Annotated in this window: 8 protein-coding genes and 1 pseudogene; 2 read left to right on the top strand and 7 right to left on the bottom strand. The window is 38.0% G+C overall.

Translation table 11 applies throughout. The features are described from left to right. Positions 1–66: 66 nt before the first annotated feature. The 5 genes from DWW23_RS23625 to DWW23_RS23605 form a co-directional block, all read right to left on the bottom strand. Positions 67–1,533 carry a fimbrial protein gene (locus tag DWW23_RS23625; RefSeq protein WP_122356843.1) on the bottom strand — a complete coding sequence of 489 codons (1,467 nt, stop codon included), beginning with the start codon at positions 1,531–1,533 and terminating at the stop codon, positions 67–69. A 34-nt stretch (positions 1,534–1,567) separates the two neighbouring features. Beyond that, positions 1,568–2,644, bottom strand: coding sequence for a fimbrial protein (locus DWW23_RS23620; protein ID WP_122356841.1), 1,077 nt, complete (start codon positions 2,642–2,644; stop codon positions 1,568–1,570). A gap of 11 nt (positions 2,645–2,655) precedes the next feature. Beyond that, entirely contained in the window at positions 2,656–3,570 is a 915-nt protein-coding gene (locus tag DWW23_RS23615; protein ID WP_122356839.1) for a FimB/Mfa2 family fimbrial subunit, read from the bottom strand. Positions 3,571–3,626: 56 nt separating this feature from the next. Beyond that, positions 3,627–4,898, bottom strand: a complete 1,272-nt coding sequence (locus DWW23_RS23610; RefSeq protein WP_122356837.1) for a fimbrial protein — start codon at positions 4,896–4,898, stop codon at positions 3,627–3,629. A 220-nt stretch (positions 4,899–5,118) separates the two neighbouring features. Further along, positions 5,119–6,417, bottom strand: a complete 1,299-nt coding sequence (locus tag DWW23_RS23605; protein ID WP_122356835.1) for a fimbrial protein — start codon at positions 6,415–6,417, stop codon at positions 5,119–5,121. 293 nt (positions 6,418–6,710) lie between these two features. Between DWW23_RS23605 and DWW23_RS26475 the strand changes: the two genes are divergently transcribed. After that, the gene (locus DWW23_RS26475) at positions 6,711–6,869 is read left to right on the top strand and encodes a hypothetical protein (protein WP_158583238.1); all 159 of its coding nucleotides are present in this window, start codon (positions 6,711–6,713) and stop codon (positions 6,867–6,869) included. Positions 6,870–6,975: 106 nt separating this feature from the next. Here the strand turns inward: DWW23_RS26475 and DWW23_RS23595 are convergent. Next, positions 6,976–7,626 (bottom strand): annotated as a pseudogene (locus DWW23_RS23595) (AAA family ATPase); the annotation flags it as partial. A gap of 759 nt (positions 7,627–8,385) precedes the next feature. Between DWW23_RS23595 and DWW23_RS23590 the strand changes: the two are divergent. Further along, positions 8,386–8,673, top strand: a complete 288-nt coding sequence (locus DWW23_RS23590; RefSeq protein WP_122356831.1) for an HU family DNA-binding protein — start codon at positions 8,386–8,388, stop codon at positions 8,671–8,673. A gap of 294 nt (positions 8,674–8,967) precedes the next feature. Here the strand turns inward: DWW23_RS23590 and DWW23_RS23585 are convergent, their stop codons facing one another. Continuing rightward, positions 8,968–11,034 (bottom strand): response regulator, encoded by a 2,067-nt coding sequence (locus tag DWW23_RS23585; RefSeq protein ID WP_122356829.1) that lies wholly within the window; start codon positions 11,032–11,034, stop codon positions 8,968–8,970. Between the last annotated feature and the right edge of the window lie 484 nt (positions 11,035–11,518).

Genomic DNA, 11,518 nt, shown 5'->3' with positions numbered 1-11,518 from the left:
CCGGAGTATATAAAAACATATACTCCAGTTTATCCAGGATGCTAAAAAAGATCCAGTATAATTATATCAATTTATATCATCTTCTTCTTGCTTGATAACATTCCAAGGCAACACTTTAATGCTAAAACTTAAACAAGCATTCAACATATTCTTATCCGGGTTGTCAGTACCTTCACCCGTTAGGGTGGCCGATACTTTATATACATTATTACGCATTACACCTTCTCCCTCAGCCCCATCAGTCGATTTAATAGGAATTCTGAAATTACGGATACCTTTTATTGCACCATTCTCCCATTCACCGGTAATAATCAATGTAGTATAAATCTCTTTTGTACTATTTGTACCTAATTTATCCCCTTCTTTTGCTTCTGAATCCTGACCTATAGCAAATTTTTGAAATTCAAAAACATAAAATCTGGCCATTTCAGGTGCACCTTCACCTGCATTCTCTGCCCCTTTAAATAATACAGAAGTACCTTTTTTTATAACAAGACCATTTTCATATTCTTTCTTCAACACATCTTTTTGTGTCCCAGCAGCCAAATAATAGTCTACACGATCAATAGTTGTCGGGTATCCACGAAAGAAAGCATCTACCTGATCATAGACTCCGGTAACATCAGTTTTACCTAATACATTTTGCAGAGCAAAATTACCTTCTCCGAATAATTTAGAACTATTACTTGCATTTGCAATTGAAACTGTTTTTACAGTAAAAGTTGCATTCTCATAATTACCTGTAAAATTACAATCTAATCCCTCTAACTGGACGCGAGCCACATAACGAGTTAAAGTTATTTTTGCATTCTCACCTATTTTTGAAACTGTTAAATCACTATTAGAAGTAACATCTTTTACTGAGCCATTATTTGGTATCAAAATAGGCAAAGCGTCTGTATTTTTATCCTTCTGTGTAGTATTTATAACTTTAGTTTTACTATTATCCAAAGTTATCCAGTTATCATAGGCAGTTCCTGCAGCCAATGTATTTGCTCCAATCTCTATGACTTTACTACTCATAGGTAAATAACTTAGGCCTGTACTGGCTAAACCTTCAACGCTATATTTATCAATACCAAATATTATTCCCTTTTCCAGATCTGAATAAGAAGCTGGTTCTTCCGCTAAATCTACATTTGCTAATAAAACAACGATCAATGATGTTTTAGAAATTGCTCCAGCCTCAGTTGCATCAACCTTCACAATCACGTCTTCAATACGATCTACTGATTTATTATCCTTAGCCCAAGCCGTTTCTTTTGCAGCTAACTTTTTTTCTCCTTCATTATAAAACACATATGCTGTCAATTTATTTATAAAGGACTCATTCTCTAATAATTGTTTACCATCTTCATCAGGACCTTCATCTACAACGGATTTCATAATTATACCATTATTTGATGTTGCTGAAATCGTCAAATAAGTATCTATTTTTTGGTAGACCGGTTCATTTGGACCGTCATCATCTTTCGAGCAGGAAGCCAATGAACCGACTACTAATGCGGTTAAAAATAAATGTTTGAGTTTCATATCTTTAATTTTTTATTTATTCGTTGGTATATTGCTAATCGATCACTACATCCTGATAGACATTTCCCCAGTCAACCACCTCTACACGGACATTCAAAGTTGTTTCCGGGTCGAAGCTGTTTTCACCGAAGGTAATCCATACACGGTAAACATAGTTACGCTTGATCAGGTTATGACCATATCCCTGATTTACACCATTCAGGTTAATAGGCGAAATAAATGTCTTAGTCTGTGCAACGTTACCGGAAGCATTCACCAGGCTGGCCCGGATCTGAATACTAGTCGGGGTTGTTGCATCTGAATTTTCCATTACATAAGTAACATAACTTGTTCCTGTCAATGAATTGGCATCGTTTATCATAGAATTCAGGGAAACAACCGGAGAATTATCCAGGTTTCCATCCACTTCTACTGCTCCCCATTCGACTTCACTAAAATAATGCGCCTGAGTTTTACGGTTAATAACTGATACCTGTTCTAGTCTTACTGAATTTCCTTCAAGTTTAGTTCCGGCAAACTTAGTATCTACTGTGACCAAATCAATTCGGGAAGCGACACGAGTTAAATAGATCGGAGAAGATATTCCGTTGATATTGTCATCCCCCATAGAAGTATATCCTAGATAGTTGTCACCTGCAATCAGCGGCTTTTCCGTATCGATCACCCGGCTACTCATAGCCAGACTTATCTGTGATTGAGATGCCAGGTCAACCAACACCGATTGGAAATCTGCGTAAGAGGTTATGCCGTCGACTATATTTTTCGGTATATTGGCAACAATCACGATACGCGCATTATTCGATTTAGCAGGTACATCTGCCAAAGTTGCTGTATATTCGGTTTGCACCGGCTCCCATCTTGAACCGTACACCTCTGAACCGTCAGCACTAAACACAATTACTGCCAAATTGTTTATGTTAGCTTCACCTTGCAATTCATTCTTATCGTCCGGATTGTAAGCCTTTGTTTTCACGCTGGCTGCTTTGATAGTAACAGTCAATTTAGCATCGGCCGTTGTATCGATTTTAGAATCATCGTCTTTTGAACAAGCCAGACAAGCCAATAAGCAAGCACCCGTCAACAAAAGAGATTTTAGTTGTTTTATTTTCATGATCTGTCCTGTTAAAATTCAATATGATCGTTTACTTCTCCCCAAGGACGTACCTGTACACGGGCTGATAAAGTTCCATCTTCTGCAAATTCAAGTACGATATGAGTATTTTCACCGGCTTTAGTGGCAATCGGTTTATTATCCTGGTCATGCGTAGCACTACCCAGATTAATACCGTTGATATCAAGAGACACTCCCAGACCGTCACCCGGACAAGCGGTTTGCAGATTCGGAGTTTTCCACTCACCTGTATTTTTATCATTGGGAACACTGGCTGGATTATAATAGACACTATCACCTATCTGTTCTCCCTGGTAATCGAAGCCGTTCAATGTCCGGTTCAGATAAAAGTCGCATTCATTAACCGATGATATACCTTTACTTCTCAAACCATATTTCAGGTTTATAGTTTCAATCGTTACAGAGCCGACTTTCGGATGAACTACAATTTCCTTATTCTCAGTAATTCCCCCACTCGCTTTTGTTTGTACCTGTTGGATTCCAAAATACAAACTATCCGGCAATACGGCCAGGCTATTCTGGCTTTTCAACATCACTTTCAGATCTTCGATTCGTTTACTTTCAGATACTTCCTGCTTATCTCCCAACACATTTACATTACCCCAAGCCACGATATTCAGCTTTTGGGAAGCAGGATAGTTATCAAGCACGATCTCATCATGCGAAATAATAAAATCCTTATCCAGAACACGAGTTTCAAGATAGTTCAAATTCTCATCAAAAATATAGAGTGATGCAGCCGATACATATCCCAATCCGGTAACATCTTCCCCCTTTATATTCTCTGCCTTTAACCGAAGTTTATAACATTCGTCCAAATCATCCTTGATACAACTGGTAGCCAATATTCCCAACAGGCAGAGCGCCGGAAATAAAAGTTGTCTTATTATAGCATTGCATTTCATAACAATTAATTTTACTTGATATAGTTTATTTTATTTACCCTATTACAAATATTAGCTTATTCAACTTCCTCATGGACATTCTTTACATTCCAGGGTTCTACCTTAACGGCAGTACTCAGGTTAGTAGAAATCATCGGATCATAAGGGACTTCAGAACCCGGACCTAAAATGGTCAAGTTTATTTCATATTTACAATTACGTTTCACATAATCATGCTTTCCAACGCCTTCGTAATTGCTCGCATTCATATCTGCCGGATTATTAACGATAACAGCATAAAATCGGTCTTTATCTGTTATATCTCCTCCCCCCTTACTTGTATAGGTATAATCACCTCTTACTACAAACAGAGTATAATTTTTACCTGCGCTGTTTGTTTCTCCATTAACATTTTCATATACGTAAAATGGATAATCAATGGATGCCGGGATTTTGCTCCAACTGTCGGTTAGTAAACAATCCTCTGTTTCTTCTTTTTTCAAATTTTCAGATTCAGTCTGAGTTCCATATTTATATGTCCCCATATCCATCGTTCCCTCAAACATTTCACCTACCCAATATTTTAAATAATCATTATCAGCAGCTATTGTAAACGGAGTTTCTATCTTACCCCATTCTTCCACTGAAGCAACTTTTGACAGGCTTTTCACATTTGCAACGAAAACTTCCTTCAAAAGGAAAGACTTACTATCATAATTTCCTTCAGATGATAAATTAATTGATTTTAAAGATACAGAAGCTACATTACGAACTAATTTAACAGCTCCACCTCCTTTTATTTCAACGCCATCAGTCTGCCCATCTACAGATGGCAAATCACCTTTACTCTCTGCATATCCCAAATAATTGGTCTTATCAGCAATAATTTTAATATCGTCAAAAACCTGGCTACTCATCGTCAGGCCGTTTTCCGAATACTCATCGCTCAATGTTATCGGAGTTGCAATAAATGCTTCCACCGTTTTAGCGCTCTTTAAGGCAGCCTCAACTTCGGCACTCGCATTAGCTACAACTACCACCTGAGCATCACCAGCATAAACCTCCAGAGGACCTATCTGACTAAACTGACCATCTACGGATGTTGTCGGTGTTTGTGTATAAATCGTTCTCCAAGAATCGCCAAATATTCCGACTGTCAGTTTATTAACTGTTTTATCATAATCAGTTTTTCCTGCTTTAGTACGCTTAGCTACCTGATCATTTTTTACGGATACTGCGAATTTTGCTTTCTGAAGAACCGGTTCCTCAGGCCCTGCAGGATCGTCTGACGAACAGGCAGATATTCCGCACAATAATAATCCGAGAAGAAAATAGTTTTTGAAATCCATAGATATATATATTTTTTTTATTTACCCCATTTGCTTCATTTATTTTCACATTACAAAAGTAGCCAAGAAGCCTTGTTTCTCAGATAGGTGCAAGTATCTATATTAATAGACAAAAGTATCAATTTACTCAAACTGATACTTTTCCCTATATTGTGCGAGGTTTACCGACAAAAAAAGAGTCCTTACCTAAAGTAAAGACTCTTCTATATTATAACTTAAATTATTCAATTGTTACTGACTGATTTGCAGTCGCCCAATCTACAACAGTTGTTTTGACAAACATTTCAACTGGATCCGGATTCGGAGTAGTTGGATCTTTATAACCTTTACCTGCCAATGTTGCAGAAACCTGATATACAACATTACGATGGATAGCATTCATGTAAGTATCAGGGGTTACAGTACCATCTACAGCTATAACAAGAGGCCAATAAGCATCTGATTTTTCTACAGCATAGATATTATCACTTCCTGCTTTTTTAGCATCAGCTAAGCTAAAGGATCCTTTTATAACTAATTCTGTAGCAAATTTTCCACTTGTAACAGGATCAGATTCAAATGTTCTTGCAGCTTTTTCCTGAGGATTTTCAAAAACATAGAACTGAATTGGATTACCCTCAAGACTTACCGTCAATGCAGAAGAACTTCCTATTGTATAAGTTTTTTCACTATTATCAGTTATATTTTTTGAATAAGCATCAATTTTAGTACCTATGAAATTTTTAAATGAGTTATCAAATCCTGAAATATAATCTGTTGCGGCATCAGCATATGTTGCAGCAATATTACCCCATACTACATTCGTTTGATTCCACCAAGAACCTGCATCAGCAACTTTCGTTTTTGTTCTTCCATTCAAAATGAATGCACTCGTTATTTCAAATTTAGCAGTTCCTGATACATATTTTTCCTTAGTTGCTGCATCCATATCAATACTCAAATCCGTTAAGTCAACGCGAGCCACATTTCTAATCAATGGCAAGGGTGTAGAACTCAGACTTGTTGAACCTTCCGGTACACTTGAATAACCATAATAGTTATTCCCTTCTACTAAAGTTACAGCAGCAGTCAAACCACTACTCATAGGCAAGTTATCTTCTGTAAAGCCAGTCGCATCTGTCACAAGAACACCTATATTATCACTCGTAGTATTAGCAAAAGAAGTATTAACATTTGCTACAGCTAAAATCTGAACACTAGTACCAGCTAAATTTAATCCTGTAAATTTAATTTCATTGTTGGTAATCTGATCATCTTTATCATCAGGAGCAATCGTAGAACTTTCTGCTAGAAATGCTTTTGTTGTAGCATTATAAAGAACAATTTTCAACGATTGAATATTTTTCTCATTAGCTGTCTGAGTCACTGCTTTAGTTATACCAGAAACGCCATTCTTTACAGACACAACCAAAGAGGCTTCACCTTTAGCTTCCGGAGTCGGTGTAGGATCGTCATCGTTTGAACAAGCAACGAAAGCACATGCGATCATTGTACCGAATAATAAATTTCTTAGTTTCATATTTTTTAAATTTTAGAAGTTATATAATACGTTTAATAAATACTAGTTTTAGCCATAAGAGGATTATCATTTTACCCTATACGATAATTCGTTTCTCGATGACATTGCAAAGGTATAGTAGTCCTAAAAAACTCTAAATAGGTATCAGTCTCAATTATCAGCGGTAAAACTCTAAATGTTTTTCAACGGGTCTTTTGAGGCTTTTTAGCACAATTGCAATACTCTCAAAAAAGGGGTAAAAATATCTTTTGAGGGTGGAAGGAAGAGGAATTTTTAGCAGCCGAAGAAATAAATTGATTTTAAATGAGAAAGACTGGCAACAGTATATGGAAGTTCTGCGTGATCAGCGTAGCGTGATCAAAACCGGCTGGATCGAAGGGAAAGCTGGGAATCTGCATCGAAACGATAGCCCAATGACCAGTCTGTCCATAGAAGAGATAAACGAATTATAATCCATAACTATATAAATCAGCAAAGTTTCGCTTTTCCGGAAAGCTTTGCTGATTTTTTGTTTCATTTCTGAAGTTGACACCTGTCATCTGTCAACGGCTTTCCATTCATGCTAATGTCCATCAGTTGATTCAGGTTACTGAAGACTCCCAACTGTGAGAACTTCGTTACACCGGTGATAAACACAAAACGCAGATAACAGTCGGCATCTTTCAATACCGTATAGAAACCGGTCAGCATTTCTCGGTAAAGATCGTGCAAATCGTCGTTAAATAAGGAGCGTAACAGCATTTTTTCGTATTCGTCGATCAGGACGACCACTTTCTCCCCAGTTTTCTCACAGGCTTGCCGGATGATTTGCATGAAACGTCCGGCATAGCCCACTTCTTTATCTGTTTTACCGTATTGCTTTTCCCATTCAATAAAATGAGCTTCAAACACTTGTTCGAGACTCCGTTTATTCTCATAATACTGGGCATTCAGACTCAGATGAAGCACCGGATATACTTTCCAATCCTTTTCCAACTGCTCGATAGCGAGTCCCTTGAAAACCTCTTTTCGTCCGAGGAAATAAGCTTCGAGCGTCGAAAGCAGCAGGCTTTTGCCAAAACGGCGCGGGTGGCACAGGAATATAGGATTTCCGGAAATAGCCATTCGATAGACCAAAGCCGTTTTATCAACATACAAAAAATTTTCTTCACGCAATTTTGTAAAATCCTGTATCCCTACCAGGAGTTTTCTGATCGGCATTGTTTCCATATTTCCGTCGTTTTTAAGTACCAATACCAAAGATAAGAATAATGAAGGAATATGCCAATGTAAATACAGATAGGTTCGGTATTATCCAACGACTTTAATACCATTTTGCAGTAACAAAAGTACATTTTCCAACTTTATGATAAAGATATAGCAAATTCAGTAACATCCAAATTACCATATCTCTCCCTTTCAGAAAAACAAAATACACATTTATTAACACAATATCCGATAACAACCAACTTTTGAATTCTCTGCAAACAAAAAAAAGTTCATTTAAAACGAATTTCAAATCTGTTTAAAACGAAACAAAATTTGACTGCGGCAAAATTATACTTCGTTTTAAAGTAATTTTTTGTTAATTACAGAAGAATAATCCCATTTTTTGAATTTTCCAAGCGCTATATTACGTGTTATGGAACATATTTTCCTTCCAGAAGCACAAAAATAATTCACCCGCAGTCAACTATCAAAATTCATACGAAAAGACACCAAAACGAGCATTACAACAAGAATTACAGTCTATACGGAAATATTATGATGCTTATCACGCGATATACGGTACACACCGGATATACAAAACCTTATTACAATCGCCTGCAAGCAATCAATATCGTGCTACACTCCGTACAATCCACCTACAAGACACACTAAATATCATTTTGTCAAAAACATCTATAATTTTTTTTACCGGAACTATTTAATTATACGGCTTGTTTTCATTAGCTTTGCAGAATTATTAATCATTAAAACAAAATACCCATGAACAGAGCAGAGCTCATTGTAGCATTAGCGGAGAAATCCGGATTGAACAAGCAAAAAACGAAGAAAGTGCTGGAATCCTACATGGAGATCGTTACAGAAAAGATGTGCCAAAAGGAAGAAATCGTCATTGTCGGTTTCGGAACATTGACTCCCAGAGCACAATCAACCAGAATGGCACGTAACCCCAAAACCGGTGATCCGGTTGAGATCAAGGCAAGGACAACCGTTAAATTCAAACCCGGAAAATATTTGCTGGAAGCCATAAATGGTAAAAAACAAAAATAATACGGACATCTGAATGTCATTTACATAAGCTACCGGTTACCGTCGCCCTCCGGTAAACGGCAGCTCATACCGATCGGCTATATCAAACAACCAAGTGATTTGCCGATTATCAAAATGCTATTTGAAATGTATTACCCCCCTACTCTATTAACTATTGTAACAAAAAATCTTCCAAAACAAAAGTCCCAGAAGATTCAATGGTCACCGGAATATTATTATTTCCGGTTTTTTATCACTAGTATCAAATAGAACAGATCATTTTAACTAATACAGTATTATTTATGATCTATAAAATTATGGTTGCCCATACTGAGAAGGCGTTGTTCCATATTGCTCCGTGAAACGTTTACGGAATGTGGCGGTATCATTGAAGCCTACCATTTCGGCCACTTCCTGTACCGAATACTGCTGTGTTTGGATCAATTCGGCAGCCTTTTTCAGACGAATCGTACGGGTCAGTTCCAGGATACTACAATCGGAGAACTGCTTGATTTTACGATACAACGTCGGCAAACTCATATTCAGTGAGTCTGCAAGCACTTTCGCCTCAAAAGTAGAATCGTCCAAATGCATTTCGATATTCTTCACTACCAGATCCATGAACGGATTGCTCGGTATGTTCGATTCATTTTCATCCGTTTCCTGCGAAACTGTTCCGGCAAGCGTCTTGGTAAAGTATTGCTTCAATTGCTCACGACGCTTTACCAGGTTGTTCAATTTGCTACGCAAAATTTCAATATCGAACGGCTTGGTGATATAATCGTCCGCACCCGCTTCGAGACCGACAATAATATCTTCGCTCTCCACCTTTGCTGTCAGCATAACGACCGGAGTCTGGGATGTTCGCGGATCAGCCTTCAATTCCTTACAGGTCTCGAAACCGTCTTTGACCGGCATCATCACATCGCAAAGGATCAGGTCGGGATTGGTTGCAAAAGCGACATTCAGACCTTCCTCGCCATTACGTGCCTCCAGTATTTCATATTCCTTTGCAAAGACATGCTTCAGGAACCAACGGATCTGGTCACTATCGTCGATGACCAAGATTTTCTTGCCGGTTGTCCTTTTTTGCGGAACGATCTGGATAAATTCTGCAATTTCTTCCTTCTGACGATCATTCAGCTTGACAAGGTCGGCTTCCGGTTCTACAAATTCCACACGACGCTCCAACAAGTGCTGTTTGCCTAGCGGTATTAATAATGTATAGGTAGTACCCGATGTTGTCGTTTCATTACTATAGAATCCGCCAATATCGTCCGTCATATCATGTACCTGTCGCAAACCACGGCGGGTACTTTCGTTTTCATTCAACCCTTCATCCTGTACCGATATGGCACAATAGGCTTTGCCGTCTTTCCTGACTACCGAAATATCCAGCGTAACCTTGCCGTAAACAAATGTATTTTTGAATGCATTAGATAATAATGTACGTAATGCATATTCCATTTTGCGACGATCCAGCCAGATCCATAACATAGAGGTCTGGGTATTCACCTGGAAATCGACATTGTTCATGGCCACCCAGTCGACGAACAGGTCGCAAATCTGACGGGATATCTCTATCAGGTCATAACGGGCTATACGCAAATAGTTGGCGACATCGTTGGCGCGGCGTGTCCCGATCAGCTGGTCGGCAAGGTCCTGCAAAGCTAATGTGTTACGATAGGCCGAAAGTAACTGGGTAGACATGTCACGGCTATCGTCTTTATTCTGTACGACTAATGACAGCGAACCTAATACAAGGGAAAGAGGAGTACGCATCTCATGGATTGTCTCGATAAAGAAATTATCATGGATCAATTCGGCATCTTTCAATCGGGATTCGGCTTCTGAAAGTTTATCGGCAACCTCACGCTGCAAGGCATCACTTTCTTTTATCTTGGTAACGAGCAATTGCTCCAGATCCTTTTTATTACTGTTCAGAGTGGAAATAGCCGTTTCCTGGGTAGCACATTTCTTAGCTAATTCCTCATTGGCCGCCGCCAGTGCATCATATTGGGATTCTAACTCATTCTTTTGGGATTCGAGCTCGATGGCTTTTGACTCTACAGCTTCTTTTTGCTCTTCCAATTCTCTCTTCGCGGCTTCCAACTCATTATATTTCCGGTCCGCCTCATTTTGTTTGAGTGCCAGCAACTCATTTTCCTTTACGATTTTCTGAGACTGACCTGTAAATCCGGTATACATCTTTCTTAAATAGAAAGCAGCAGGAACGAATAGTAGAACAAGAATAAGGACAACAATAAGAACGGTTATTTCCAAAGGATTGACAGAATCCCCTGCAGCAAAAGCCTGTCGACCGCAAAAAACAAAGCAAACAAGAAAGATGAACCATTTCCTGAACAGAGCTCTAGTACACATAATGATATATATTTTAGTTCTTAAGATAATTTTTCTCCCGAATATACTGTCAATCAACAATCAAGTGTTCTCCCATAATTGCACATAATCATCTATGCAAAGATGCTAATAAATTTTCGTTTGGAGAACATTGGAAACAGTTTATTTACGAAATAAGACATGATTATCATATTTTTTTCGCATCTTTTACGCAAATCGCCACTACACCTGAACCTCCATACATAAAATTTCACACAGGCGTATTCATATCACAAAAACTATGTATTTCTATCAAATAAGAACATAAAGAGATTTCATCCCTGTTGTTTCCACAGGTATAATATGAGAGACATACACACGTTTTGAGAGAATCACATTGTATTATTTGATATTTTCAGCAACTATTTTGATCGTTTTAACTTTTATTATCGCTTTATTTGATACTCACATTATTTTTGTATCTATATTTGCAATGTCAGCAAGAGACAAAAGGTTTTGATGAGGG

The sequence above is a fragment of the Parabacteroides sp. AF14-59 genome, from assembly GCF_003479515.1.
GTDB classification, from domain to species: domain Bacteria; phylum Bacteroidota; class Bacteroidia; order Bacteroidales; family Tannerellaceae; genus Parabacteroides; species Parabacteroides faecis.
The sequence above is the reverse complement of the archived record's forward strand: the minus strand, read 5'-3'. Positions and strand labels throughout refer to the sequence as shown.

What these genes read in the sequence shown, in the direction of transcription:
- DWW23_RS23625 (WP_122356843.1), bottom strand. Translation starts at nt 1,533, where the DNA reads ATGAAACTCAAACATTTATTTTTAACCGCATTAGTAGTCGGTTCATTG.
- DWW23_RS23620 (WP_122356841.1), bottom strand. Translation starts at nt 2,644, where the DNA reads ATGAAAATAAAACAACTAAAATCTCTTTTGTTGACGGGTGCTTGCTTA.
- DWW23_RS23615 (WP_122356839.1), bottom strand. Translation starts at nt 3,570, where the DNA reads ATGAAATGCAATGCTATAATAAGACAACTTTTATTTCCGGCGCTCTGC.
- DWW23_RS23610 (WP_122356837.1), bottom strand. Translation starts at nt 4,898, where the DNA reads ATGGATTTCAAAAACTATTTTCTTCTCGGATTATTATTGTGCGGAATA.
- DWW23_RS23605 (WP_122356835.1), bottom strand. Translation starts at nt 6,417, where the DNA reads ATGAAACTAAGAAATTTATTATTCGGTACAATGATCGCATGTGCTTTC.
- DWW23_RS23590 (WP_122356831.1), top strand. Translation starts at nt 8,386, where the DNA reads ATGAACAGAGCAGAGCTCATTGTAGCATTAGCGGAGAAATCCGGATTG.
- DWW23_RS23585 (WP_122356829.1), bottom strand. Translation starts at nt 11,034, where the DNA reads ATGTGTACTAGAGCTCTGTTCAGGAAATGGTTCATCTTTCTTGTTTGC.